Annotated in this window: 23 protein-coding genes; 13 read left to right on the forward strand and 10 right to left on the reverse strand. The window is 62.8% G+C overall.

What is annotated here, in order from left to right; genetic code table 11:
* Window positions 1–16: 16 nt before the first annotated feature.
* Complete coding sequence (locus J2W49_RS16350; protein WP_310318481.1) at window positions 17–754, reverse strand: NIPSNAP family protein; 738 nt, start codon at window positions 752–754, stop codon at window positions 17–19.
* Window positions 755–848: 94 nt separating this feature from the next.
* Between J2W49_RS16350 and J2W49_RS16355 the strand changes: the two genes are divergently transcribed.
* Complete coding sequence (locus J2W49_RS16355) at window positions 849–1,829, forward strand: helix-turn-helix transcriptional regulator (RefSeq protein WP_310318484.1); 981 nt, start codon at window positions 849–851, stop codon at window positions 1,827–1,829.
* A gap of 112 nt (window positions 1,830–1,941) precedes the next feature.
* Here the strand turns inward: J2W49_RS16355 and J2W49_RS16360 are convergent, their stop codons facing one another.
* Complete coding sequence (locus J2W49_RS16360) at window positions 1,942–2,397, reverse strand: NUDIX hydrolase (RefSeq protein WP_310318486.1); 456 nt, start codon at window positions 2,395–2,397, stop codon at window positions 1,942–1,944.
* A 299-nt stretch (window positions 2,398–2,696) separates the two neighbouring features.
* On the opposite strand from J2W49_RS16360, the gene J2W49_RS16365 reads away from it, so the two are divergent.
* The 5 genes from J2W49_RS16365 (at window position 2,697) to J2W49_RS16385 (ending at window position 9,141) form a co-directional block, all read left to right on the forward strand.
* On the forward strand, window positions 2,697–3,452 hold the full coding sequence (locus J2W49_RS16365; protein ID WP_310318489.1) for a DUF3348 family protein: 756 nt from the start codon (window positions 2,697–2,699) through the stop codon (window positions 3,450–3,452).
* On the forward strand, window positions 3,449–5,893 hold the full coding sequence (locus J2W49_RS16370; RefSeq protein ID WP_310318494.1) for a DUF802 domain-containing protein: 2,445 nt from the start codon (window positions 3,449–3,451) through the stop codon (window positions 5,891–5,893). The genes J2W49_RS16365 and J2W49_RS16370 overlap by 4 nt, the downstream gene beginning before the upstream one ends.
* Window positions 5,890–6,591, forward strand: coding sequence for an OmpA family protein (locus tag J2W49_RS16375; protein WP_310318498.1), 702 nt, complete (start codon window positions 5,890–5,892; stop codon window positions 6,589–6,591). The genes J2W49_RS16370 and J2W49_RS16375 overlap by 4 nt, the downstream gene beginning before the upstream one ends.
* Window positions 6,588–7,004: a DUF2894 domain-containing protein gene (locus J2W49_RS16380; protein ID WP_310318500.1), complete on the forward strand. Its 417-nt coding sequence runs from the start codon at window positions 6,588–6,590 to the stop codon at window positions 7,002–7,004. Before J2W49_RS16375 ends, J2W49_RS16380 begins: the two co-directional genes overlap by 4 nt.
* 85 nt (window positions 7,005–7,089) lie before the next feature.
* Window positions 7,090–9,141 carry a cation:proton antiporter domain-containing protein gene (locus J2W49_RS16385; protein ID WP_310318503.1) on the forward strand — a complete coding sequence of 684 codons (2,052 nt, stop codon included), beginning with the start codon at window positions 7,090–7,092 and terminating at the stop codon, window positions 9,139–9,141.
* A gap of 56 nt (window positions 9,142–9,197) precedes the next feature.
* On the opposite strand, the gene J2W49_RS16390 is transcribed toward J2W49_RS16385, so the two are convergent.
* From J2W49_RS16390 to J2W49_RS16405, 4 genes are all read right to left on the reverse strand, one after another.
* A complete protein-coding gene (locus tag J2W49_RS16390; RefSeq protein ID WP_310318506.1) occupies window positions 9,198–9,626 on the reverse strand; it encodes a YciI family protein in 429 nt (142 codons plus the stop codon).
* Between the two features lie 176 nt (window positions 9,627–9,802).
* The gene (locus tag J2W49_RS16395; RefSeq protein ID WP_310318508.1) at window positions 9,803–10,000 is read right to left on the reverse strand and encodes a hypothetical protein; all 198 of its coding nucleotides are present in this window, start codon (window positions 9,998–10,000) and stop codon (window positions 9,803–9,805) included.
* A gap of 131 nt (window positions 10,001–10,131) precedes the next feature.
* Window positions 10,132–12,918 carry a response regulator gene (locus J2W49_RS16400; RefSeq protein ID WP_310318510.1) on the reverse strand — a complete coding sequence of 929 codons (2,787 nt, stop codon included), beginning with the start codon at window positions 12,916–12,918 and terminating at the stop codon, window positions 10,132–10,134.
* A 39-nt stretch (window positions 12,919–12,957) separates the two neighbouring features.
* Window positions 12,958–13,344, reverse strand: a complete 387-nt coding sequence (locus J2W49_RS16405; protein WP_310318513.1) for a hypothetical protein — start codon at window positions 13,342–13,344, stop codon at window positions 12,958–12,960.
* Between the two features lie 305 nt (window positions 13,345–13,649).
* Between J2W49_RS16405 and J2W49_RS16410 the strand changes: the two genes are divergently transcribed.
* The 3 genes from J2W49_RS16410 (at window position 13,650) to J2W49_RS16420 (ending at window position 16,889) form a co-directional block, all read left to right on the forward strand.
* Window positions 13,650–14,417 carry a substrate-binding periplasmic protein gene (locus J2W49_RS16410; RefSeq protein WP_310318516.1) on the forward strand — a complete coding sequence of 256 codons (768 nt, stop codon included), beginning with the start codon at window positions 13,650–13,652 and terminating at the stop codon, window positions 14,415–14,417.
* A 330-nt stretch (window positions 14,418–14,747) separates the two neighbouring features.
* Window positions 14,748–15,683 carry a tyrosine-type recombinase/integrase gene (locus tag J2W49_RS16415; RefSeq protein WP_310318519.1) on the forward strand — a complete coding sequence of 312 codons (936 nt, stop codon included), beginning with the start codon at window positions 14,748–14,750 and terminating at the stop codon, window positions 15,681–15,683.
* A gap of 12 nt (window positions 15,684–15,695) precedes the next feature.
* Window positions 15,696–16,889 (forward strand): IS91 family transposase, encoded by a 1,194-nt coding sequence (locus J2W49_RS16420; RefSeq protein WP_310318522.1) that lies wholly within the window; start codon window positions 15,696–15,698, stop codon window positions 16,887–16,889.
* A 517-nt stretch (window positions 16,890–17,406) separates the two neighbouring features.
* Here J2W49_RS16420 and J2W49_RS16425 read toward each other — a convergent pair.
* The 4 genes from J2W49_RS16425 to J2W49_RS16440 form a co-directional block, all read right to left on the reverse strand.
* The gene (locus J2W49_RS16425; RefSeq protein WP_405001042.1) at window positions 17,407–18,351 is read right to left on the reverse strand and encodes a DUF3298 domain-containing protein; all 945 of its coding nucleotides are present in this window, start codon (window positions 18,349–18,351) and stop codon (window positions 17,407–17,409) included.
* A 44-nt stretch (window positions 18,352–18,395) separates the two neighbouring features.
* Window positions 18,396–19,184 carry a hypothetical protein gene (locus J2W49_RS16430; protein WP_310318528.1) on the reverse strand — a complete coding sequence of 263 codons (789 nt, stop codon included), beginning with the start codon at window positions 19,182–19,184 and terminating at the stop codon, window positions 18,396–18,398.
* Between the two features lie 101 nt (window positions 19,185–19,285).
* Window positions 19,286–19,759 carry a hypothetical protein gene (locus tag J2W49_RS16435; RefSeq protein ID WP_310318531.1) on the reverse strand — a complete coding sequence of 158 codons (474 nt, stop codon included), beginning with the start codon at window positions 19,757–19,759 and terminating at the stop codon, window positions 19,286–19,288.
* Between the two features lie 366 nt (window positions 19,760–20,125).
* A complete protein-coding gene (locus J2W49_RS16440; RefSeq protein ID WP_310318534.1) occupies window positions 20,126–21,013 on the reverse strand; it encodes a LysR family transcriptional regulator in 888 nt (295 codons plus the stop codon).
* Window positions 21,014–21,118: 105 nt separating this feature from the next.
* Here J2W49_RS16440 and J2W49_RS16445 point away from each other — a divergent pair, with 105 nt between their 5' ends.
* The 4 genes from J2W49_RS16445 to J2W49_RS16460 all read left to right on the forward strand — a co-directional run bounded on the left by J2W49_RS16445 (window position 21,119) and on the right by J2W49_RS16460 (window position 24,448).
* Window positions 21,119–22,162: an NAD-dependent epimerase/dehydratase family protein gene (locus tag J2W49_RS16445; protein ID WP_310318537.1), complete on the forward strand. Its 1,044-nt coding sequence runs from the start codon at window positions 21,119–21,121 to the stop codon at window positions 22,160–22,162.
* Between the two features lie 87 nt (window positions 22,163–22,249).
* Window positions 22,250–23,194, forward strand: a complete 945-nt coding sequence (locus tag J2W49_RS16450) for a chromate resistance protein ChrB domain-containing protein (protein WP_310318540.1) — start codon at window positions 22,250–22,252, stop codon at window positions 23,192–23,194.
* Window positions 23,191–23,511, forward strand: a complete 321-nt coding sequence (locus J2W49_RS16455) for a Fe-Mn family superoxide dismutase (protein ID WP_310318542.1) — start codon at window positions 23,191–23,193, stop codon at window positions 23,509–23,511. Before J2W49_RS16450 ends, J2W49_RS16455 begins: the two co-directional genes overlap by 4 nt.
* A gap of 10 nt (window positions 23,512–23,521) precedes the next feature.
* Window positions 23,522–24,448, forward strand: a complete 927-nt coding sequence (locus J2W49_RS16460) for an amidohydrolase family protein (protein WP_310318545.1) — start codon at window positions 23,522–23,524, stop codon at window positions 24,446–24,448.
* Window positions 24,449–24,458: the final 10 nt, after the last annotated feature.

Genomic DNA, 24,458 nt, shown 5'->3' on the forward strand with positions numbered 1-24,458 from the left:
TTGGCGCTGGTGATGTTCAGAGCCGAATGGCTGATCGGGCAGTGGGTGCCAGGCGAAGACTCTCGGTCGGCCGCAACAGATGGGGGTCCAGCAGGTGTTGTGCCTCGCGTGCCCACACGCCGCTGCGAACAAGGTCCTCAAGCGCCTGAGCACTTTCGAAGAGCGCGAGGCCGACCATCACATGTTCACCTTCGCGCACCGGTAGGCGGGGAAAGTTGTTGGCTGCGGTCTCGCTGACATACCAGCCCACTGCACTGGCACCGGTCTGCCGCAACAAGGGTGTGAGCTTGTGGCGGCACAAGTCGACCAGCGCGCTGCTGGCAGGCTGGTGCAGGTGAAAAATGCTGGCATCCAGCATGCCAGCCGGCGGTGGGTTGGCCGTACCCGCAGGTCTCTGAGCAAGTGGAAAGCTCGCGCCGTCCCAGGCTGGACGCAGCAGAAGCACGTTGTCCGAGTCCACCATGGTGGCATTGGCCGCGTCGCGGTGTGCCGCCCACACGGGTCCGCCGTAGAACGCGTCCAGAGCGGCCTGGCGGGTGGTCATGTCGGAAAAACCGCGCAGCCACACAAACCGGTCATCGTTGTCGAGGTCGCGAAACTGACCCATCACGGTCATGCCGGTCGCTTCCTGCGTTTCCAGAAATTCGCGCTCGAACAGCTTGATCAGCGTGTCCCGCTGGCCGGGGTGCAGCGTGTACTGGCGCAGTTCGACGACATGGCAGTCGAGATGGAGGGGTGTGTGCGTGGAGATCATGACGGGCCTTGGGTTGTTTGGGTGGCCACATGATGCTCATGGCAATATGCCAAGGTGTGTCATGTTTGAAATCTTTCAGGAGAATCTCTGAACAATGAAAGCCTCCCGACTGCTCTCCATCCTCATGTTGCTACAGGCGCGGGGCCGCATGACTGCGTCCAGCCTGGCCCAGGCCCTGGAGGTGTCACCGCGTACCATCCTGCGAGACATCGATCAGTTGTCGGCAGCCGGCGTGCCGCTGTGGGGTGAGCGCGGGCACCAGGGCGGTTTTCAGTTGCAGCCAGGGTGGAGCACCCAGCTCACGGGCATGACCGAGTCGGAAGCCCATGCGTTGCTGCTGGCTGGCTTGCCCGGGCCGGCCACGGAACTGGGTCTGGGTGCGGCCGCAGCTTCGGCCCGCCTGAAGCTGGTGGCCAGCCTGCCTGCCGCATGGCGAGAGCAGGCAGACAGGGTGGGTGAGCGGTTGCACATCGACCCGGTGGACTGGTACCGCGCGCGGGACACGCCCCGCTTTCTGCGCGAGGTGGCAGACGCCGTCTGGCGCGGCCGGCGCTTGAGCGTGCGCTACGAAAGCTGGCGCGGGACATCACTGCATGAGCTGGAACCGCTGGGCCTGGTGCTGAAAGCCGGTGCCTGGTACCTGCTGGCCCGCAAGGCGAACCAAGAGGGCTGGCGAACCTACCGCTTGGCCAGCATGCACAGCGTCACGACCGGTGGCCGCTCCTTCAAGCGTCCGCGCGGCTTCGATCTGGCCAGTGCCTGGGAAACGTCGGCACGCCGATTTGAAGCTGAGCTGCGAGCCATGGAGGTCCGCGCGCTGGTGTCACCGCGAGGCCTCACCTGGCTCGGCAACGCCAGAATTCAGGTGGTGGTGCTGCCGCTGGCACACGGCGGGTCCAAGGCGCGGCGGGGCTGGCGCGAAGTGTTGCTTTCAGTGGAATCGATTGAACACGGTGCGCGACAGCTGCTGAGCTATGGCGCTGAGATCGAGGTGCTGGCGCCACCTGCGATGCGGGCGGAAGTACACCGCCTTGCCGGTCTGCTGATGGTCGCACACCAGAAACCTGTGGCCTGAAAGGAGTTTGGGAAAGAGCTGAGCGCGCATGCCAACATGTAGCCTTTTGAGCTGGCGTGACGCGCGCTTCACCCAGGTTTCAGCACCACAAGAACCCGTTGGGGGGAAACGCTCAGCATCTCTGCACAAGGTGTTGAAAGGCAAGCACCGGTTGGGATATGACCCCTCGCAGAAACGCGGGCCGAAGGTCAAGCGCTGGGAGTTCATCGGGGGCAAACCACTGGAAATCAAGCCGCTTTAGACCTTCAACGCCGCGGTGGCACTTCGACTTGTCGAGTAGCGGGGTAGCCGCATTGAATTGCGCGAGAAAGTAAAGACCGATCTCGTGATGGGGCTGGCCACCGTGGTTGAAGAAGTTCTCCACCACGTAGAGCAGTTCGCCACAGTCGATCGGCGCGCTCAGTTCTTCGTTCATTTCACGTACCAGCGCGCTTCGGGCGTCTTCTCCACGCTCGATGCGGCCCCCTGGCAGTGCCCAGAATGCATCTCCCGCCCGTTGATGCAGCAGCACAAAGCCCTCGTGAACCACCACGGCAGCGGCGCGGAATTGGATGGAATGTTCGGTCATGTTTCTTGAAAAGAGCTCTTGGAACGGCAGTCCAGCAACACCCCGTTACGCCTCTGCACCGGCTCCCGGCCGCCAATCCCGATGAACGGTACCCGCAATGTGAATAATCACGCCTTAGCCCAAAACGTGGCTGTCTCTGGACGGCCAGTCGTTGAGGCCACGTGCCGAATGGTACGAAACCCGCGCTGACGGGCGCCTGGCGCGCCCCTTTGTCTGCTCACCACGAGGAGCGGGCAAGGCCAGCGAACCCCTTTGGAATTCATCCGCCAGGCGCCTGAAAAGGCGCTGAGGAACCGTTTTTGCGTAGCCCTTTTCAACACCGTTCCACCCTGGTCCGCCAACTGGCCGCCTGGCAGCCCGTGCCTGATGGCGCGGATGCGCCGCGCCAGGACGTGGCCGAGCGGCTGGGCCAGTGGCTGAATGTGGCCGACGCCATTGCCCTGCGTGCCCTGCATCAGGCGTTGCCGGCGGTGAAGCAGCGACCACGCGCGCCGGGCGTGGCTGTGCAGGCCCCGGCCGAGCTGCAGGCTGAGCTGCAACGCGTGCGCCAGGCGCTGGAACGCGCCATTACCCGGCACGACGCCGACCTGACCGAACACGAATTTGCGCCCGTGCACCAGCATGTGCTGGACCTGCAGCGCCACATGGAGATGCGCATCGACGCCCTGCGCGACCATGTGCGCCAGACCTTGTCCATGATTTCGCCGCGCCTCGCGCAGCTGGCCGCGCTGGACGCTTCGCTGCAGCAACTGCTGGGTGGGCGCGAACAACACCTGTTGTCCACCGCGCCTTCGTTTTTGAAAGCGCGCTTTGCCCGCGTGCATAAATCGGCTGAAAGGGCCGCTGAAACGGCGAGTGACGCTGACGTATCCGCAGCAGCTGCAAGAGCCGTTGCCCCCACCCTGACCGCAGACCTGCACGCCCTGTTGCGTGCCGAACTCGATCTGCGCCTGCAACCCGTGCACGGAATGATCGAGGCCTATCTGCAGGCCTCTCAAGCCAAGACCGCCTCTGCACCCACCGCAGGCGCCCCCGTGCACCAGACCGCCCCATGAATACCATGTCATCCAACACCGCCCAAGAGACCGCCGCCAACGAAGCCGCAACCAACGCTTCATCCAACGCTTCGTCCCCCAGCGCCACTGGCCAGGCCCTTTGGTTCGCCAGCCTGGCGCTGGGCCTGCTGGCCGTGGTCTGGGTGGGCGCGGGCTTTGTGGGCAACAACCCCCTGGCGCTGGTGATGACGCTGGCCATCGGCAGCGTGTACTTCGCCGGTGCGCTGGAGGTGCACCGCTTCCGGCAGGGCACGTCTGCCCTGGCGTCGGCCCTGGCCCAGGTGCCGCAGCCACTGGCTGCGCTGGGCGACTGGCTGCCCCGCGTGCCTGCCGCTTTGCGCCCGGCGGTGCGCGCCCGCATCGAAGGCGAACGCGCCGCATTGCCTGCGCTGGCGCTCACGCCGTATCTCATTGGCCTGCTGGTGATGCTGGGCATGCTGGGCACCTTCCTGGGCATGGTGGTCACGTTCAAGGGTGCGGTGTTTGCGCTGGAAGGCTCCACTGACTTGCAGGCCATCCGCTCCGCACTGGCCGCACCCATTCGCGGGCTGGGCCTGTCTTTTGGCACCTCGGTGGCTGGTGTGGCCACCTCGGCCATGCTGGGCCTCATGGCCGCGTTGGCCCGTCGTGAACGCGTGGCCGTGGCCCGCGCGCTGGACACCAAAATCACCACCGACTTCCGTCCCTTCTCGCAGGCGCAGCAGCGCGTAGATGCGTTCCGCGCGCTGCAGCAGCAGGCTGAAGCGTTGCCCCAGGTGGCGCAAGGCCTGCAAGCCCTGATGGCGCAAATGGAAAAACGCGGTCAGCAGCTGGACGAACAGTTGCTGGCCCGCCAGGCGCAGTTCCACAGCGAAGCCGCCGCGGCCTACACCGGGCTCGCGCACTCAGTGCAACAGTCGCTGCGCGAAAGCCTGGCCGCCGGCGCCAGTGCCGCGGGTGAGAGCCTGCGCCCCATCGTCACCACCGCCATGGCTGGCATGGCCGCCGAATCCACCCGCCTGCACGAACAGGTGGGCGCTACTGTGCAGTCCCAGCTCGAAGGCCTCTCCATCCGCTTCGCCGCCACGGCAGACCAGGTCGCTGGCCACTGGCACAGCGCCCTGCAGCAGCAGGCAGACACCAGCGAGCGCCTGGTGGGCGGGCTGGAGCGGTCGCTCAACGGCTTCACCCGCAGCTTTGAAGAACGCGCCAGCGCGCTGCTCGCCGGCGTGCAAGACCATGCCAACCAAACCCAGGCCGCTCAAGGCGAAGCCGCCACCGCCCAGCAAGCCACATGGGCCGCATCGCTGCAAACCGTGGCGGCTGACCTGCAAGCGCACTGGCAGCGCGTGGGCGAACAAACCCTGGCCCACCAGCAGACCGTGTGCCAGACCCTGGAAAACACCGCAAAGGCCATCACCGAAAGCGCCAGCGAGCAGGCTGGCCGCAGTATGGAAGGCGTGATCTGCCTGCTGGAGCAAAGCGAAGCGCTGGTGCAGGCGCGCACTGAGTCTGAAGCGCAATGGGCACAGCAGCAAGGCCAGCGCATGGATGAAATCGCCAGCCTGTGGCGCAGCGAACTGGCCGCGCTGCGCGACGCCGAAGCTGCGCGCGCCCAAGCCGTGGTGGATCGCCTGGCCAGCTTGCAGACGGACATGGCCGAACACCTGCAAACCCTGCGCGCAGAAGAGGCCACCCGCGGACAATCTGCTGCAGAACGCACCACCGAATGGCAAGCCGCCTTCACCACCCAGCTGGAAACCCTGCGCAACGACGAAGCCACACGCAGCCAGGCCGCGGTGGAGCGCCTGGGCGAGTTGCAGGCCGCGGTGAACAGCCAGGTCAGCACCCACCTGGCCACCTTGGGCACGGCGCTGGAAGCACCCATGGCCCGCCTGATTGAAACCGCTTCAGAGGCGCCCAAGGCGGCGGCTGAAGTGATTGCCCAGTTGCGGCAGGAAATGAGCCGCCTCACCGAGCGCGACAACCTCGCCCTGCAGGAACGCAGCGAACTGGTGGCCCACATCAGCACTTTGCTGCAGAACGTGCAGCAAACCACCAGCGAACAGCGCGCCGCCATAGAAACCCTGGTGGCGTCTGCCACCGACGTGCTCAACCGCACCGGCGAACAGTTTGCGCAGACCATGGGCGCACAAGCCGGCCGCGCCGAAGAGCAGGCCACCCACATGGCCAGCAGCGCGGCCGAGCTGGCCGCTCTGGGCGAAGCCTTCCAGCAAGGCGTGCAACGGTTCAGCAGCGCCAATGAGAAGCTCATGGAAGGCCTGCAGCGCGTGGAAGCTGCCATGGGCCAGTCCATGGCGCGCAGCGACGAACAGCTGGCCTACTACGTGGCCCAGGCGCGCGAGGTGATCGACCTCAGCATCAGCGCGCAGCAGGGCATTGTGGAAGACTTGCGCCACCTGCGCAGCCACCCGGCCGCGTTGGCTGAGGGCACCGCATGATCGCCGGCCTGGACGACCGCAGCCTGGGCCGCCCGGGCGCAGAGGACGACGACGGTGTGGAATCCACCGCGCCCGTGTGGGCCGTGTTCGGTGACTTAATGGCAGGCCTTGTGGGCGCCTTTGTGCTGGTGCTCATTGGCGTGTTGCTGGTGCAGATGGACCTGGTGAGCAGCCTGCAAAGCGAAGTGGCCAAGCGCCAGCAGGAAGAACAGCGCCGCATGGCCCTGGAAAAAGCCCTGGCCATTCCGCTGCAGAGCGGGCGCGTCACGCTCAACAATGGCCGTATCGGCATCAGCGGCAGCGTGCTGTTTGCACTCAACTCCGCCGAGCTTCGCCCTGAAGGCCGGCAACTGCTGCAAAGCCTGGTGCCGCCACTGCAGGTGTACCTGGGCGAACGCGACGAAATGCTGATGGTCAGCGGCTTCACCGACGACCGCCCCATTCAGCAGGGCAACCTGCGCTTCGCCGACAACCTGGAACTCTCCGCCCAACGCGCCCTCACTGTGACCCGCGCATTGATTGCCGAAGGCATGCCGCAGCAGCGCGTGTTCAGCGCCGCTTTTGGTGCCGAACAACCCGTGGCGTCCAACGCCGAAGAACATGGTAGGGCGCTCAACCGTCGTGTGGAAATGGCCCCCGTGCCACGCGCTGCACCTGCGCCCAGCACGGCTGCTCCGGGAGCCGTTGCCCAGCCATGAGCGACAAGGTGCCCCCCACCCACGGCTCTCCCCTGGCCGCCCTCAACGCCCACATCGCCCAGGCCAGCCAGCTCGCCCGCCAGGAGCTTCCCCAAAGCCCAGGCCAGACGGACGCCACCCCCTGGCCCACCCTGCGCAGCGCCCAGCGCTTCCACGAAACCTGGTCACGCATCAGCGCGGAGACCGAGGTGAGCAAGGCCGAACAACGTGCCCCGGACAACGCCGGCCCGCTCAATTCCCACAAGCTGGTACTGCACACCCTGAGCCTCATGCGCCACCTCTCGCCCGACTACCTGCGCGGGTTTCTGGCACAGGCGGAAACGCTGCTGTGGCTGGAGCAGGCCCACGCACTGCCCCGGCAGCAGGTGGTGGGGAAAGGCGGGGCGGCGAAGGTGGTGCGCAAGAAGAAGTGAACGGTTTTCCTTCTGAAATCAAGGAATTTCAAGGACCATCGCACTCCCGTTACCATGCACGCTTCGCCCCATGGTGCAATGCAGCATGCCTGAAGTTCTACAAATCTCGGACCCGGTCGCCGTCTTCGCACTGGTCGCTTTCCTGATCCTGCTGGCGCCCATCGTCATGGGCCGCTGGCAATTGCCAGGCACCATCGGCCTGTTGATGGCCGGGGCCATCCTGGGGCCGAATGCGCTGGGTGTGCTGGCCCGCGACCAGTCCTTCATCCTGTTTGGCACGGTGGGGCTGCTGTACATCATGTTCACCGCCGCCCTGGAAATTGACATGGTGGTGCTCAACCGCTCCAAGTTCCACAGTGTGGTGTTTGGCTTGCTCACCTTTGCCATACCCATGGGTCTTGGTATGGCGGTGGGGCGCTACCTGCTGGACTTTTCCTGGCCAGCGACCATTTTGCTGGCTTCGCTGTTTGCATCGCACACGCTGCTGGCCTATCCCATTGCCAGCCGACTGGGCATTGCGCGCGACACGGCGGTGACCACCGCCGTGGGCGGCACCATCATCACCGACACCCTGGCCCTGCTGGTGCTGGCGGTGATTGCCGGCTCCGTTCGTGGGGAGATGGACGACTATTTTGGGTACCGCCTGGCCGCCAGCCTGTGCCTCTATGTGCTGGCCATTTTGTACGGTCTGCCCAAGCTGGCGCGCTGGTTCTTTCGCAACGTGGGGCGCGACGGTGTGACCGAATTCGTCTTCGTGCTGGCGGTGGTGTTTGGTTGCGCCAGCCTGTCTCACGCCGCAGGTTCCGAACCCATTGTGGGCGCCTTCCTGGCTGGCCTGGCCCTGAACCGGCTCATTCCGCACAACAGCCCGCTGATGAACCGCATCCAGTTCACCGGCGAGGCCATTTTTGTGCCTTTCTTCCTGCTCTCTGTGGGCATGCTGCTGGACGTGCGGGTGTTCCTGGCAGACTGGCGCGCCCTGATGATCACCGCCGCCATGGTGCTCACGGTGATCGTGTCGAAGTGGCTGGCTGCTCAAATCAGCAGCCTTTTCCTGGGCTACAACAAGGCGCAGTCGCGGGTGGTGTTCGGGCTCAGTGTGGCCCAGGCCGCCGCCACCCTGGCCGCCACGGTGGTGGGCTATGAGATTGGTCTTTTCGACGACGCGGTGGTCAATGGCGCCATCGTGATGATCCTGATCACCTGCGTCATTGCCCCATGGCATGTGGAGCGCTATGGCCGCAAGATGGCCCAGCACCTGGCCAGCGCCCCGGAGCCCACGGCTGCCGAACAGCAGCGCATCCTCACCGCGCTGTCTGAGCGCGCACCCAGCCACCATCTGCTCGACCTGGCCCTTCTGCTCCGACAACCAGAGCATGGCCAAGCCATCTATCCCATCACCGTGGTGCAGGACAACGGCGACACCACCGCCCATGTGGCCGGTGCCGAACGGGTGTTGGGCGATGCGGTGGGTTACCTGTCTCAGGCCGAGGTGCCCTCCACACCGCTCACCCGCATCGACCTCAACCTGGCGTCCGGCATTCTGAAGGCGCGGCGCGAACTCAATGCGACCGAGGTGCTGATGGGCTGGAGCGAAGAGAGCCGCGCACCCGAGTTCTTCTTTGGTTCCTTGATGGAGAACCTGCTGCGCGACCGGGACTTTTCCCTGGTGGTGCTCCGGCCCCGCGAGCCGCTCAACACCACCCGCCGCGTGTTGTTCGCCGTGCCTCCGGAGGCAGACCTGGAACCCGGCTTCAACAATGGCATCAGGCTCATCAAGCGGTTGTCCCGCCAGCTCAGTGCGCCCGCGCTGGTGATGACGCCAGACAAGGGATCGGATCGCATGTTCAAGCGCATGCGCGCGCAGAGCCCCGACTGCGAAATGAGTCTGGGCAAAACCAGCACCTGGCCGGCACTCACGAGCACCTTGAAAGAACAGTACCGCGACGGCGACCTCATTGTGCTGATGGGCGCCAGGCAAGGCGGCCTGACCTGGAAATCCAGCACCGCGCGCCTGTCAGAAGAACTGGCTGCGCTGTTCCCCAAGGCCAACATGGTGGTGCTCTACGCCGGCGAGCCGCGCACGGAAAATCCAACTGCCGTGGTGAACCCGGAGGCTGGAGCGCGGATGGTGTGAATGTGGACTTGCCCCGTCCGCTCCATCGGAGAACTTCATTTCCTCCTGGCGATCATTCAGCCAGCCCGCGACTGAACTTCCTTGCGCAGACGCTCCTCCTGCTCCCGCAGTTCGGGCGTCAGCGCGTCGCCGAAATCCTCAGCAGAAAAAATCTGCCGGATCTCGATTTCGGAATCGGTGCGCATCGGGTTTGGGCATTTTTTCACCCACTCAATCGCGTCCTGCAGCGAATCGCACTTCCAGATCCAGAAGCCGGCCACCAGCTCCTTGGTCTCGGAAAACGGGCCGTTGATCACGCTCCGCTGCTTGCCCGAGAAAGCGACCCGTGCCCCCCGGGAACTGGGGTGAAGCCCTTCGCCAGCTTCCATCACTCCGGCCTTGACGAGCGCTTCGTTGAAGGCGCCCATCTCGGCGAACTCCTCTTGTGTGGGCATCACACCCGCTTCGCTGTCTTTTGTTGCTTTCACCATCACCATGAATCGCATCTTGATCTCCTTGGATTGAAAGGGTGGGTATTCACCTGCATCTGTACGACGTGCAACGGCGCGCCACATCGACAACCATTCGTCGGCTAGATGCGGCGAATAGGTGGACCTGCCACGTGGCTGCACGTTTGGCAGCGGGGTGATTGAGTGTGGTGGAGGACTGACTCAACGGATGTTCAACCGGTAGGGCTACAAGCGGCCATGACCGGGCCTTCACAGCTGTCTGCTTCCGTGCACTCAACCGCTCGATCAACCAGCGCGCGGAGGCCCGCCTTGCGTACTTCCAGGATGCGCTGCACTTCACCGTCGAGACGGGTCTCGTTCGACACGAGCAGCGAGCGCTTCGCTGGCATGTCCACGAAGGCGATGACCATGCCGATTCGCACTTAGGCGGCCGCCGGCAACTCCGCACCGACCGCCGGGTCGGGCACGTTCTCCAGACATCGCGATGTGCAGTGCCGGCTCCAACCGCCGACCGAGGGCAGGCGCTGAACGCGCGTTCTGTTCAAGCGGGGGCACTGGCGGCCCGCGACTGCGCGTCGGACCAGAACTGCACACCTTGCAGGATGGGCTCGATCTGAACCGATACCTCCTGCAAGCCCGCGTCGATCGCTGGTGCATCGCCGGCGTAGCACGCCTGCTCGAGGGCGAGGGCGGCTTGCCGCAGTCCATTCATACCCAGCGTGCCCGCGACCGACTGGAGGTCGTGCGCCATCCGCTGCGCCGCAGCCATGTCGCCGAGTGCTCGGGTCGAGGCGAAACGCGCAATGAAATCGCGCTCGGCATTGAGGAAGAGTTGCAGCAACCTCGCATAGAGGGATTCGTTGGAGCCCATGCTCTCCAGCGCAGCGACCGCGTCCACTCCCGGCAGCGATCGGAAGTCCGTGGCCGCGGCGTTCTTCCCGGTGGACGCTGCCGTTTGCTTGCGCGGCGCAAGCCACTTGGCCAGCGTGGCAAACATTTCATCGATGTTGATCGGCTTGGCGATGTGGTCGTTCATGCCCGCTGCAAGCACAGCCTCGCGGTCACCGACCATGGCGTTGGCGGTCATGGCGATCACCGGCAGCGCTCTCAACAGCGGCTGCTGGCGCAACGCCCGAGTCGCGGCATAGCCGTCCATGACGGGCATCTGGCAATCCATCAGCACCGCGTCGAAGTGTTCGCGAGACAGCATCTCCAGCGCCTCGCGCCCGTTGTTGGCGAGCTGAACCACGATCTGCGCGCGGCTCAGTAGCTCGAGCGCCAGCTCCTGGTTGAACGCGTTGTCCTCGACCAGCAAAACATGCGCACCGGCCAGGGCGGCGCGGATGCTTTGCTGCGTTTCCTCGCGCAGTTCGCCGCGCAAGGCATGCTGGCGCGACCGACCGATGGCCTGCAGACTGGCGTCGAGAAGCGTCGAAGGTGTGACCGGCTTGGTCAGCGTGGCCGCCACGCTGAGCTGTTCGGCCGCCAGCCCGCGCGCCATCTCGTCGCGGGAGAAGGCCGTGAGCATCAGCACGGTGGGCGGCGGGTGGGCCAGGGCCAAATTAGCGAGCTGCTTCGCACAGTCGACACCGTTCATGCCCGGCATCTTCCAGTCCAGCAAGAGCAGGTTGAAGGGCTGGTCACTCGCGTCCGCCGCCTGGACCCGCTGAATGGCCTCGCGGCCGCCGGTGGCTGCCGCGGCGCGCAGCCCGAGCGAGGCAGCCATTTGCACCAGCACCTCGCGCGCAGCGTCGTTGTCGTCGACGACGAGCACTCTGGCACCGCGCAGGCCGTCATCGGTCGCGGCCGCGTCGTCCGAAGTGCGTTCGACTCCGATGCCGAAGTTCGCGCTGAAGTGGAACCGGCTTCCCTGCCCCGGTACGCTGTCGACACCAAGTTCGCCTCCCATCATGTGAACCAGGTGGTGACTGATGGCCAGGCCCAGGCCGGTGCCGCCGAAGCGGCGGCTGGTCGAGGAATCGGCCTGCGAGAACGGCTTGAAGAGCCGCTGCAGTTGCTCAGGCGTGATGCCGATGCCGGAGTCGCGAACCTCGAAGCGCAACCGGACCGAATCGGCATCGCGCGCCAGCACCTCGACGCCCACGATGACCTCACCCCCTTCGGTGAACTTGACCGCGTTATTGCCCAGGTTCGTCAGCACCTGCCCCAGCCGCGAGGGGTCGCCTACCAGCGGGTTGGGCAGGTCCAGCGGCAAGGCGAACACCAGTTCCAGCCCCTTTTCTTCGGCATTCATGCCCAGCAGGTTGGCCAGGCCGTCCATGACATCGCCGAGCTCGAACGGGATGTGTTCGATGTCCAAGTGGCCGGCCTCAATCTTGGAGAAGTCGAGGATGTCGTTGATGACGCCCAACAGCGATTCGGCCGCGCGGCGCACCTTGTCAACGTAGTTGAACTGCTGCGGATTCAGGCCGCTCTGCAATGCCAGGTGCGACATGCCCAGGATGGCATTCATCGGCGTGCGGATCTCGTGACTCATGTTGGCCAGGAACTCGCTCTTGGCGTTGTTGGCCGCTTGGGCCGCATCGCGCGCCAGCTGCAGTTCGGCGGTGCGCTCGGCGATCAGCTCCTCCAGATGTTCTCGATGGTGTTCGAGCTCCGCTTCGGTCTTGATTCGACGTTCGATGTCGCCCCGCAACTCAAGATTCTTCGCTTCAAGTTCGCCGAACAGCTCGGCCAGCGACTGCCTGGTGCGCTCCAGCGCCGCGCCGAGGCTGCCGAGCTCATCGTCGCGCTTCCAGATGAAGGGAACATCAAGCTCGCGTCGCGCGAGCCGGTCGGACTCGACCATCAATTGGCGGATCGGCCCGACAAGGCGCGCGTTCAAGATGCCAACGATCAGCCACAGGCTCAGCAATAGCTGCGCGACCAGGGTCAGGATGAGAATCGTTCGTGCGTCGGCGACTTCGGACTCGAACGCACTGGTGTCGATCTCGACCATCACGTCGCCGATGACCTCGCCCTGATGCAACACCTCGCGCACCAGGCGGATCTGCCGGCCTTTGCGGCGCTCGGGCTCCTCGGCCTCGATGAAGTTGCTGGAACGTTCGTCACGCACGACAAGCTTCACCACCCGAGCGTCTGCCAATATCGATTCGAGGAGAGGACGCGCACTGTCGGGGCTGAGGTTCCACAACGCGCTTTCGACGCCCAGCGCGAGAACGGTGGTCAGCCGCGCATGGTCCGACGAAAGGCGTGCGGCGAGCACCTTTTCCCAGTGGTTGAAAGTGAAGGAACTCCCCACGGCAGCCGGAATCAGGAGGCCCACGACGACTGCGAGCACAATGGACAAGCGCAGTTTCAGACGCATTCGGACTCCATCTGTTGATGCCCGACGCCTGGACTGTTGTTAGTTCTGCAGGATTCGGTGGATCTGGCCATTGGCCTTGAGGTGGTTGATCGCGTCGACGACCAACTGGGGCTTGTGCGCCGTGAACTTGAGCATACCGCAATGGAAGTCCGAGCGCCCGAGCGGCAGGGTCCAGTCGGCGAGGGCTTGACCCTTTTTGGGGGGAAGGGCAGGGCTAGCTAGATCGCCTCGTGCACGCTCGCGGGCTGCCGCGAGGCTGCTTGCCCCACGCACGAAGAGGTGGGTTTCGGCCACCTTGTCGAGCACGCGCATGGTCGAATCGAGGGCGAGCCAGGACTCCTGGGGCAGCAGGCCGATGCGGCGTCCCCACAGGCTGCGGCGCGCGGTCGCAGTGGCGGCCTCGCTCGCACGCGTGCCGTCCCTCACGTGACTGCTAGCCGAAAGGCGGGCGGTAGCGTTCCCATCACCGCGTGCGCGAGCATGAAGTAACAAATATGCAAATATGCCGGTTCCATGTCGCTAGCTAGGGGTCTGTTGGCGGACTTCCCGCGGGGTGCTTTCGCCGGAATGACGGAGATTTCATACTTCATCGGGCCGGAGTAATATGGGGGTTTGTTGCAGCTCTGTGACTGACAAAATGTGCCAAGCACAGTGGCCTGATGTTGACAGCAGTATCCGCGCCACCTACAACGACTAGGCGGATGAGGCGCAAACATACTCAGGAGAAAGAAATGTCATCACTCGGTCTCTTGCGCTTCGTCCTGGGCTTCCTCGCATCGGCTTGCCTGTCCCACACCGCCTACGCGGACGATATCGTGGTGTATGGTGACGATGCCTACGCGCCGGTCAGCTATTTGGATGGTGGAAAACCGGCCGGTGTCTTTCCGGCAATTTTCAACCGGCTCTCCAGGGATACCGGGGATCGCTACGAGTTCGTTCTATTGCCATGGAATCGCGCACTGAGAGAGTCTCGTCTCGGCGGCGGCGGCATTGGCAATTTCTCATGGAACGAGGAGCGTGACAAGCTGTACGACTTCTCTGAGCCGATCTATTCCGACGACATTCAGTTGGTCGTTTTGAAGGGAAAGGAGTTCGCATTCGCCGGGGTCCAGGATCTCAAGGGCAAGACCGCCGGCGGCGCTCTGGGTGCGAGCTACGGCGAAGAAATTGATCGGGCCATTGCGGACGGGGTTTTTTCTGTCGACCGTGACGACAATCAGCGCTTTCGGATGAGGAAACTGTTGGCCGGCAGAATTGATGTCGCCATCGTCGGCAATGGCACGGCTGGATTTGAGCTATTGTTTGCTTTGGATCCTAAACTGAAAGCCATGCGGAACGAATTTGTCGTGTTGCCTCACCCATTGACACGAGATCCTCTGCACGTTGCCTTCGCGAAGTCGATGAACATGAAGCCCGCGCTGGAACGGCTTAACCGTGCGTTGTCGGCGTTCAAGCAAACGGCCGAATATCAGGAGATGGTCAAGGGCGAGGTGAAATGAAGTGGCAGGGCATCCATCGACTCTCCTGACTAGTGACATTCCTCAGCGGGCCGAATGAGCCGCGGGCCGCGGCGTCGTGCTGGCACAAGCGAACACGAGCCGCCCGAGGATCGCGCGGGGGTATGTCTGGGTGATTGGGTTCGCACGACCTGGATGGGCGACCGCTTCGCGGTGGTCGATGCTGTATGTCCAATGCCCGGATTGGGTCGATGGACTAAACCGCTCGCGCGGTAGACGCTCCGGCTACGTTGGTGGCGGTTCGTTGCGCCCGTGATTCTGCGATGTTGGCGGTCGAGGCAATCCGCCTCGGTCACCGACAGGAGCAGGATCATGGACGTTTGCACCCCGACCCCATCCGCGGCCGTCTCGCCGCTGCGCCAACGCATGCTCGACGACATGCGCATGCGCCAGTTCGCCGAGCACACGCAGGACGGCTACATCCGCGCCGTGCGCAAGCTCGCCACCTTCCTGGGCCGCTCGCCGCACACCGCCGCCGCCGAGGATCTGCGCCGCTTCCAGTTGCACTTGGTGGACACCGGCACTGGCCCGGTCACCATCAACGCCACCATCACCGGACTGAAGTTCTTCTTCGACATCACGCTGGGCCGGCCGGAGCTCATGCTCAAGATGACGCATGTGGCGGTGCCTCGCAAGCTGCCCGTGATCCTGAGCCCCGAGGAAGTCGGCCGCCTGATCGCCGCCGCGCCCAACCTCAAGCACCAGGCTGCCATGTCGGTGGCCTATGGCGCGGGCCTGCGCGTCAGTGAAGTCGTCTCACTCAAGGTCGGCGACATCGACGGCGAGCGCATGACCCTGCGCGTGGAGCAGGGCAAGGGCCGCAAGGATCGCTACGCCATGCTCAGCCCCGTGCTGCTGGAGCGGCTGCGCGCCTGGTGGAGACTGGGCCACGCCCAGGGCAAGATCCGCAACGGTGGTTGGCTGTTTCCGGGGCTGGACCCCACCGACCACGTTACCGCGCGTCAGCTCAACCGCGCCGTGCACCTGGCCGCCGCGACGGCCGGCATCGACAAGCGCATCACCCCGCACGGCCTGCGCCATGCCTTTGCCACCCACCTGTTGGAGCAGAAGGTCGACATCCGTGTCATCCAAGTGCTGCTCGGGCACAAGCGGCTGGACACCACGACCCTGTACGCCGCCGTGGCCACCGACCTGCTGCGCCGGGTTATCAGCCCGCTGGATCACACGTCCGCCAAGCCCGCAGGCGAACCAGCGCCAGAACCTGCACCGCAACCACCAGCCCTGTAGTCGTACGCCATCGTGCAGGCGCGACCCGCCCTGGAGGTCGCCGACATCTTCCGTGCCCATGGACCCGCCTGGCGTGACGCCCAGCGCGGCCACCTGAGCCTGGAGCAGCTCAAGGTGATGTCGGCCATCACCCAGTGCCGCACAGCGGCACTGGGTGGCCATATCCTGCGCTGCGACGGGTGTGGCCTGGATCAGGTTTCGTACAACTCGTGCCGCAACCGGCACTGCCCGAAGTGCCAGAGCAGCGCGGCCAAGCGGTGGCTGGATGCGCGCCAGGCCGATCTGCTGCCGGTGGAGTACTACCACGTGGTCTTCACGCTGCCTGCACCGATCGCCGACATCGCGTACCAGAACAAGGCGACGCTGTACGGCTTGCTGTTCGACATCGCCGCCGAGACGCTGCAGCGGATCGCGGCCGATTCCAAGCACCTGGGTGCCCACATTGGCGCCACGCTGGTGTTGCATACCTGGGGCTCGGCGCTGACCCACCACCCGCACGTGCATGGCATCGTGCCAGGTGGCGGGTTGGCGCCCGACGGCTCGCGCTGGGTGGCCTGCCGGCCGGGGTTCTTCCTGCCGGTGCGCGTGCTGTCCCGGCTGTTCAGGCGCCGCTTCCTGGAGGAGCTGCAGCGCTTGCACGATGGCGGCAAACTCAGGTTCTTCGGCGAGCATGCGGCGCTGACCAACACCGATGCCTTCAAGGCGTGGCTCGCGCCACTGCGCAAGAGCGAGTGGGTGGTCTATGCCAAGCGCCCGTTCGCCGGACCGCAGGCGGTGCTGGCCTACCTGTCGCGCTACACGCACCGCGTGGCCATCTCCAACAGCCGGCTGCTCGCGATGGACGAGCGCGGCGTCACCTTCCGCTGGAAGGACTACCGGGCGAACAAGCCTGGCAGGGGCAAGACGCGTCACAAGGCGATGACGCTGAGCCCGCAGGAGTTCATGCGCCGCTTCCTGCTGCATGTGCTGCCGGGCGGCTTCCATCGGATCCGGCACTACGGCCTGCTGGCCAACAGCAACCGGCGGGACAACCTGGCGCTGGCGCGTCAGTTGTTGCAGGTCGCACCGCCACCGACCGAAGCGGCGGGCGCCGATGGCTTGGACTCGCCACGTCCGACCTTCGTCTGCGCGCACTGCGGCCACGTGATGACGGTGCTGCAGATCTTCTTGCGCGACTGCTCGATTCGGGCGCCGCCGCCACCATGACCACGCTCGAACACCGCCGATCAACTCGACGCTGGACATGGCGTCCGGTGGGCTGCTGCGTGCGTCGCTTGGTCAGCGTCTGCGCAGGCTCGGCTAAGAACTACTGCCGTATCGAAGTGGCGCACGGATGGGCACCTGCGGTCATCGATGGGGTGTCGATGCTCAGTCGTAGGCTGCCAACTCGCGACGCGAGCGTAGAGCAATCGCCATAGCCACCGCGCTCGACAACTACCGTGGCGCTCGCCGCGGTTTCCTCCCTCGAGGCTTATGCAACACCTGCCCGACAGCGGTGAGGGGGTTCGACCGCTTGTGCGGCTGGGCAGGTGTCACACAAGCCTTAACTACTTGCGCCAGCGGGGGTCAGAGAAAGCGGTCGTTCGGCCCGGCTCTACAGCGGGTGTCGGCTTCCTGGCAAGGCCGTGAACTGGAAGTCCCGGCCAGGAGCGGTCTTTGTGCATCCGTAAAACCTACCGTTCAACGAGGTTGTAGAAAAACGTCCCAGGGCATGTTTTTACTGTCATGAGTCTGGTGAAGCGAGGGCGTAAAGCTGCTCTCGTTTGAATAGCTCAGCCAACTCTTCAAATGAGAGACTTACGTGCTGCGGTCCTTGCGCGTAGCACGCAACCTCATACGGATCGAACATGAAGGTAAGGCCATACTGATCGACTACGAACCTCGAGAAACGGTCCGGATCCGGCGCCGTACCAAACTCAACGTCAGTTGGATCTAGGTCTCCAACTGATAGCAGCTTTCGCCTGACTGCTTCCGCCAAAGGTTCTATCGCCTGAGGCGAAGCGAGAAGTTCCTCAAGCAGCATTGGCGAAAATGGGTCGACGAAGAAGTTTTGCACTCTTGTCTCGTACGACCGATGGGCAGCTCCAAAGGCCATTTGCTCAATGTCATATCGAACGCTGATAACTTGCGCATCTCGTCGGGAGACTTGGTAGGAGCCAGTAAGCCAACTGATCGGGTAGTCTGGTTTGGTTGGGTGTAGACGGTGCTCCGCATCCTGTGACTGACGAAACGTCGCCAAGAGTTCGAGCCCCCAGGCCTCAATGTTTTTTGAAACGATTCGAGCCGTTGGATTGACAAAGTCGGGGAACTCGAAGCTGAACGTGCATTCCGCACTCGCCGGATCCACCTCGTAGATGCGTCGCTTGATCTCCACCGCTGGAGCCGAGAACAGCGCTTCGCCGGAGACTTGGAATGAGGCCACCAAAGCAGCCTTGTAGAGATGAAGTGACTTACGGTCGATCTCACCCTTATGTGCACGGCGATGACAGTTTGGGCAAAGAGATATCAAGTTCGCGTACTCATGCTTACCGCAAGTCTCCCACGGAATGATGTGGTGGATATCCACCTCTCCATGCCCACATCGCGGAATGGCGCACTTGTGTCCGGCTTCAACTAGGACGGCGCGTCGAACAGCAGCGGGAATTGAGGGTCTAGAGGCGCGACTCATAACGATGGAGATCAGTCGGCCGCCTGGAATGGCTTGTTATACCTTTACTTGGCATCATCATTAGAAAACCATACTGATAGCCGCCTGAATTCTTTGCGTTTTATATAGTGCTCTAGGTCACGAAGCTCTTCATCCAGCTCATTGGTCAAGTTAGCCTTTTCTTCTTCGCCCAAAGAGCCAGAATTTGATATAGATTCAAGTACCTGTTCCACAAGATGGTCCTGATTCTTGATTTGCCGAAGGTCACGAAGGTTGCCAATTTCCTTGCCAACTTCGTTGCGAAGTTCAATCAGCCTTCTATATTCATCCATTCTTTCCGGCGTTATCGGCTGCTTGAATTCTCTAAGAGCCTTCTCCCTCTCTTGCTGAACCAGCTTCAGCTTCTCCGAAATTTTCTCAAAAACTGGGGTGGCCAGATCAAAGATATTATAATAGTGCCAGTCTTTCTTAGCTCGATCTAATTGAGAGTCTTCGACGCCGCACTTTTTTAGTTCGCTCTCAATCCTTTGCATAAGTTCATATTTTTGGGTTCTGGGCATACCAGAACCCCAACGACCAGACCTTGCAGCGGAAGAAATCAGCATTTCTGCAATTGGGGCGGTTATATCTCTAAGCTGCTTGAGAAGCCTGTCTGTTTCTTCTATCTTCTTATCGAGTAGCTCAGCCTCGATGCCTAGGCCTTTAAACTTCTTGAACTCAGGGAGAAAGGCAAAAATTAGACTCAAGACCGCGGCCGTGTACGTGACTGTTGCCGCTCCAACCTTATCCATATAACCAAGCCCAACGCCCGATAAAAAAAGGAGGATTGCCACGATGAAAATAATTATTTGCAAGCCTCAATCTCCTTGGCGGATATAATGATTAAGCTAAGGGGCTGGCTTTAGCCCGTCCCAGCGAACGAAGTGAGCTATTTGAGCGCATTGTTAGGTGCGAATTAGTAGATCTCGTTGACGCCTTTTGAAGTTAGTGAAATTTTCTCATTTGTATACTCAATGATCCCATCTTCTATTAGCTTGGATAGAGTGGCGTCAAACGCATTTTTTTGTTTTGGATTCCAGTGAGTCATGCGCTGATGATAGAAGGCCTGTGTATTCAATACATGCCCAGCATCGGCCTTGCTGTCGATGAAAAAGCCGAGGATATCGTTGCGCACAGAATTGCCAACCTCTGGATAGATTTTATTAACTCCAGCTTCTGTTATCGATATTTTTTCGTCTTTAACTTCAATTACCCCTTCGGAGGTCAGCTCCTCAATGGCTTGATCTAGCGAGTCTTTTTGTTTTGGGTTCCAATGCATCATGCGTTGATGGAGAAAAGCAGGTGTGTGTAAAACATGCCCTACATCCGATTTCCTTTCCTCAAAAAAGCCGATGATTTCATTTTTTACGAATTGAACTGGGTCTGACATGAATATCTCCTTGAGTACCTAACACTTTGATTTAAACGGCAAAACACCGGATACCCGCAATGCCAGTCCTTAAAAAAGTCGCATGCTTCCTCCGAAAGTTGTTTTTAATCAATCAGTTGGCTCAGTCTGGTGGTTCAGTGAGCAGGTATAACAGATCCGGCCAACTCGACCAAGCCCGAACACCCGACCGAGATCGCCGGTCAGTCCACCAAATCGCTTTGCCAGTTTACTGCGGCACTCACGTTTGACTCCACAGAACAGGCCGTTTGCGGCAATCGGGATGGCGGCCATGAGGTCCCTTGCTGAAAGACCGCCCCGGGTCGAAACCAGGCGCACATACCTTCTTGGCAATTGCCATACGCCGTCTCACTTCACATACCCCCTCAACCCCTTCACCAACCCATCAAACACCACCCTGCAACGCGGGCTGTTCCGCAACCCCTCGTGCATGGCCACCCAGGTGGTCAGTTTGAGGGCCAGGCGGGTGGGCAGCACACGCACCAGGTTCGGGTCGCGGCGGGCCAGGGCGGTCTGGCAGCCGCCGATGCCGGCGCCGGCGCGCAGCAGGGCCAGTTGGGCCAGATCGCTGTCGCAACGCCAGTGAAAGTTTTCGCGTTGCCAGATGGGCAGCTTGGCGGTGGCGCTGCGCAGGAACGGGGTTTCGCGGTCGAAGCCGATGAGCACGTGGTGGGCCAGGTCGGCCATTGACGTGGGCTTGCCGTGGCGTTCCAGGTAGCTGCGGTGGGCGTGCAGGCCCACTTCCACGTCGCCCACGCGGGTGGCCAGCAGCACCTCTTGTTTGGGTGGCGTCATGCGCACGGCGATGTCCACTTCGCGGCGCACCAGGTCTTGCAGGGCGTTGCTGGTGACCAGTTCCACGCGCAGGTCCGGGTGCTTCGCATGCAGCGCGGCCAGCATGGGTGGCAGCACTTCCACGCCCATCACTTCGCTGGCGGATATGCGCACCGTGCCGCGCACGCCTTCGCCCAGGCTGCGCGCGCTGCGTTCCAGCGATGCGGCCATGCTGTGCATGGCTTCGGCGCCGTCGCGCAGCGCCAGCGCGGCTTCGGTGGGTTGCAGGCCGGTCTGCGAGCGCATGAACAGGGTGGTGCCCAGCGCGGCTTCCAGCAGCGCCACGTGCCGGCCCACGGTGGGCTGCGTGAGGCCCAGCGTGCGCGCTGCGCCTGAGAGCGAGCCTTCTTCCAGCACCGCCAGCAGAGAGCGGTACAGCTCCCATCCAATTCTTTGGTCCATACAAAAACGTTGAGCATGTGTTAATGATTAGGCGTTTATTTTCTACACCGAAACGCCGACCATAACGCCATCACTACCCCATCACCCCTTTTTCAGGAGTTTTTCATGTCGGATTCATCAACGGTTCTGGTGCTTGGTGCCACGGGCGGCATTGGCGGGGAGATGGCTCGTCTGCTGCTGGCGCGGGGCTGGCAGGTGCGTGCCATGAAGCGGGGCTTGGGTGTTGCGCGCCAGCAGCAAGGTGGCATCGAATGGGTGGAAGGCGACGCACTGAAGGCGGCCGATGTGATGGCCGCTGCGCAGGGCTGTGCGGTGATCGTGCACGCGGTGAACCCGCCCGGCTATCACCGCTGGGCCGAATGGGTGCTGCCCATGATCGACAACACCATTGCCGCCGCCCAGGCCACTGGCGCCACGGTGGTGCTGCCGGGCACGGTCTACAACTACGGGCCAGACGCGTTTCCCCTGATTGGCGAAGACGCACCGCAAAACGCCCACACCACCAAGGGCCGCATTCGCGTGGCACTGGAGCAGCGCCTGGACAAAGCCGCGCGGGCGGGTCGCATGAAGGTGATCGTGGTGCGCGCAGGCGATTTTTTTGGTCCTCGCGCGGGCAACAACTGGTTCAGCCAGGGCATGGTCAAGCCCGGGCGCGCGGTGGGCACGGTGTACACACCGGCCGCCCCCGGCGTGGGCCACCAGTTTGCCTATCTGCCGGACGTGGCCCGCACCATGGAAGACCTGCTGGACCACCGCGAAACCCTGCCAGCCTTCGCCAGCTTCCACATGGCCGGCTACTGGGACGCCACCGGCACCGCCTTGGCTGAAGCCGTGCAGCGAGTGGTGGTGCGCCGAGGTGGGGCAGCGCCTGCCATCAAGGCCTTCCCGTGGTGGCTAGTGCGCATGGTGTCGCCCTTCGTGGTCACCTTTCGCGAACTGCTGGGCATGCGCTATCTGTGGCAACAGCCGGTGCGCATGGACAACCGCCGCCTGATTCAACAGCTGGGCCATGAGCCGCACACCCCGCTGGACGAAGCGGTGGAGGCCACGCTGGTGGGGCTGGGTTGTTTACCCAAGGTTGCACAGCCTTCCACGCCGCTTGGAAGCGCAGGTGCAGATGACAACCGGACACAGCGAGCACGCGCATGAACGCCGCCACCCCCTTCAACCAGCCGGCCACCCGGTTTGTTCCTTTGTGCTCTTGTATCGATTATCACATCATGTGATAATCGTTTCATGACTGATTGGCTTGTCCTCACCGCCACCCTGCCGACGAACCCCAGTGCTCTTCGAGTCCGGGTCTGGCGCGCACTGAAAGCCACCGGCGCGGGAGCCCTCCGCGACGGCGTTTATGTTCTCCCGGCATCGGCCCCGTCCGCCTTGGCGCTTCGTGAGCTGGCCACGACCATCCATGAAGCAGGCGCAGATGCCCACCTGCTTGAGCTGCGCGCGCGTGACGATGCACAGGAACAGGTTTTTCGGGCGCTGTTCGACCGCTCAGAGTTGTATGTCGAGCTGCTGCAGTCTGTGAAGGACGCCCGCAAGGGCGTGGGGAAAGCCACCGAAGTCGAGCTTCACAAGGCGTTGCGCAGCCTTGAACAGCAGCTGCAGCAGGTGCAGGCCAGCGACTTCTTTCCGGGTAAGGAGAGCGCTCGCGCGACGGACGCCGTCACGACCCTGCGGCGCGAGATCGAACTGCACCTCTCACCCGACGAGCCGTCCCCGACGAAGGCCGCCGTCACGTCGCTTTCCATCGAGGACTATCAAGGCCGCACCTGGGCGACCCGAAAGCGCCCATGGGTGGACCGCCTTGCCACGGCCTGGCTGGTTCAGCGCTTCGTCGACAGGTCGCCGACTTTCATCTGGCTGTCGGATGCAAAGAAGTGTCCGAAGTCGGCGCTCGGCTACGACTTTGATGGAGCAACCTTCACCCACGTGGGGGACCTGGTCACCTTTGAGGTTGTTGCGAAGCGCTTTGGGCTGGACAAGGAGCCCGGCCTGGCGCGGCTTTCCCAGCTCGTCCACTACATCGACGTCGGCGGCATTCCGCTGGACGAAGCGCCTGGCGTGGAGATGATGGTTCGTGGCATGCAACGGAAGCATCCCGACGACGACCAGTTGCTGCAGGCCGCATTCGGTCTCTTTGACTCTATTTACGCCGCATTGAAGGCTACCCCATGACAACCCTGACATCTCAGGCGGCGCTCGACATGTACGAGAACGCCTACCACCCGGACTTTGGTGCCGCAGCGGGCCGGTACGTCGACGCGCTCATGGAGAACGTCAACTGGACGCGCGTGTATGAGCGGTATCAGGTGGCAGTGGAAGCGACCAGTGAACCGCTGGTGAGCACGGCAGACGATCGCGTGTACGGGCACGAGGTCGAACGCTCTACAGCCATGCGTTTGCATTCGGCGGGCGTCGATGTCAAGTTCTTGCGCGGCGGCATCGACGGCTGGAAGGCCGAAGGTCGACCGCTTGCAGTGAAGCATGTCTGAGGACTGCGTCATGGATGTGATCGACTTTCACTGCCACTTCGCTGGTTCGGGCATTCCGATCGATGCGTCGAGGGGAAACCCCCCGGCCCAGAAGGAATTCTGGGACGGCGTGAGCAGGCGTCTGACGCAGGAAGAGGCCCTGCTAGCATCACTGCAGACAGCGGGTATCACGAGCCGTGTGATCAACACGTCCCTTGAGTTCGTGCTTGCGCCGGGTGAGGAGGCGGACCTCGACACCGTCCGTCGAATCAACGACTCGATTGCCGACGTCACACACCGCCACAGCGCTGTTCTGCATGGACTCGCCACGGTTGACGCATACCGCAGAGAGGCGTCGGCCCGCGAACTCACAAGAGCTGTCCGGGAGCTGGGCTTGAAGGGCGTGTTCATCGAGAGCGCAAAGGGCGACCTCCTTCCCGACGCACCCGAGGCGAGGCCGACCTTTCTCGCTGCGTCGGAACTGGGCGTTCCCGTTTTCCTGCACCCGGTGCCGGATGCCGTTCTGCGCCAGAAATTCGGTCGCACGGGGAAGTTCAGCGAGCGGCTCTCCCGCAGCGCGATCAACAGCGCCGCATTGCTTGCCATGGCGAACGCCGGCATGTTCGAGGAAATGCCGAACCTGAATGTGGTCGTGACTGCGCTCGCACTGGGCGGCTTGATGGTTGGCGAGTGCCTGGCAGACGGGGCACAGATCGGAAAACACGCGTTCCCGCGCCGCAACGTCTACATCGACACAACGGGTTTGCACTCGGTCCTGCTCCGTGCTGCCGTTGACCTCGTGGGGGCAGATCACGTCGTAATGGGCACAGATTGGCCTGTCGTGACGGAAACGAATCTGCCGGCGCGCCTCACGAATATGTTCGATCAATGCGGTCTGGGGGAGGCCGACAGAGACTTGATTGCTCACGCGAACGCGCGGCGTCTGCTGCACGTGTGAATGTCCGAGG

The sequence above is a fragment of the Hydrogenophaga palleronii genome (assembly GCF_031457455.1).
GTDB classification, from domain to species: domain Bacteria; phylum Pseudomonadota; class Gammaproteobacteria; order Burkholderiales; family Burkholderiaceae_C; genus Hydrogenophaga; species Hydrogenophaga palleronii_A.

Coding starts and splice junctions, on each gene's coding strand:
- J2W49_RS16450 (WP_310318540.1), top strand. CDS start 22,250: ATGACTGATTGGCTTGTCCTCACCGCCACCCTGCCGACGAACCCCAGT.
- J2W49_RS16375 (WP_310318498.1), top strand. CDS start 5,890: ATGATCGCCGGCCTGGACGACCGCAGCCTGGGCCGCCCGGGCGCAGAG.
- J2W49_RS16440 (WP_310318534.1), bottom strand. CDS start 21,013: ATGGACCAAAGAATTGGATGGGAGCTGTACCGCTCTCTGCTGGCGGTG.
- J2W49_RS16455 (WP_310318542.1), top strand. CDS start 23,191: ATGACAACCCTGACATCTCAGGCGGCGCTCGACATGTACGAGAACGCC.
- J2W49_RS16370 (WP_310318494.1), top strand. CDS start 3,449: ATGAATACCATGTCATCCAACACCGCCCAAGAGACCGCCGCCAACGAA.
- J2W49_RS16350 (WP_310318481.1), bottom strand. CDS start 754: ATGATCTCCACGCACACACCCCTCCATCTCGACTGCCATGTCGTCGAA.
- J2W49_RS16395 (WP_310318508.1), bottom strand. CDS start 10,000: ATGGTCATCGCCTTCGTGGACATGCCAGCGAAGCGCTCGCTGCTCGTG.
- J2W49_RS16360 (WP_310318486.1), bottom strand. CDS start 2,397: ATGACCGAACATTCCATCCAATTCCGCGCCGCTGCCGTGGTGGTTCAC.
- J2W49_RS16400 (WP_310318510.1), bottom strand. CDS start 12,918: ATGCGTCTGAAACTGCGCTTGTCCATTGTGCTCGCAGTCGTCGTGGGC.
- J2W49_RS16380 (WP_310318500.1), top strand. CDS start 6,588: ATGAGCGACAAGGTGCCCCCCACCCACGGCTCTCCCCTGGCCGCCCTC.
- J2W49_RS16355 (WP_310318484.1), top strand. CDS start 849: ATGAAAGCCTCCCGACTGCTCTCCATCCTCATGTTGCTACAGGCGCGG.
- J2W49_RS16385 (WP_310318503.1), top strand. CDS start 7,090: ATGCCTGAAGTTCTACAAATCTCGGACCCGGTCGCCGTCTTCGCACTG.
- J2W49_RS16415 (WP_310318519.1), top strand. CDS start 14,748: ATGGACGTTTGCACCCCGACCCCATCCGCGGCCGTCTCGCCGCTGCGC.
- J2W49_RS16390 (WP_310318506.1), bottom strand. CDS start 9,626: ATGCGATTCATGGTGATGGTGAAAGCAACAAAAGACAGCGAAGCGGGT.
- J2W49_RS16445 (WP_310318537.1), top strand. CDS start 21,119: ATGTCGGATTCATCAACGGTTCTGGTGCTTGGTGCCACGGGCGGCATT.
- J2W49_RS16425 (WP_405001042.1), bottom strand. CDS start 18,351: ATGAGTCGCGCCTCTAGACCCTCAATTCCCGCTGCTGTTCGACGCGCC.
- J2W49_RS16460 (WP_310318545.1), top strand. CDS start 23,522: ATGGATGTGATCGACTTTCACTGCCACTTCGCTGGTTCGGGCATTCCG.
- J2W49_RS16410 (WP_310318516.1), top strand. CDS start 13,650: ATGTCATCACTCGGTCTCTTGCGCTTCGTCCTGGGCTTCCTCGCATCG.
- J2W49_RS16435 (WP_310318531.1), bottom strand. CDS start 19,759: ATGTCAGACCCAGTTCAATTCGTAAAAAATGAAATCATCGGCTTTTTT.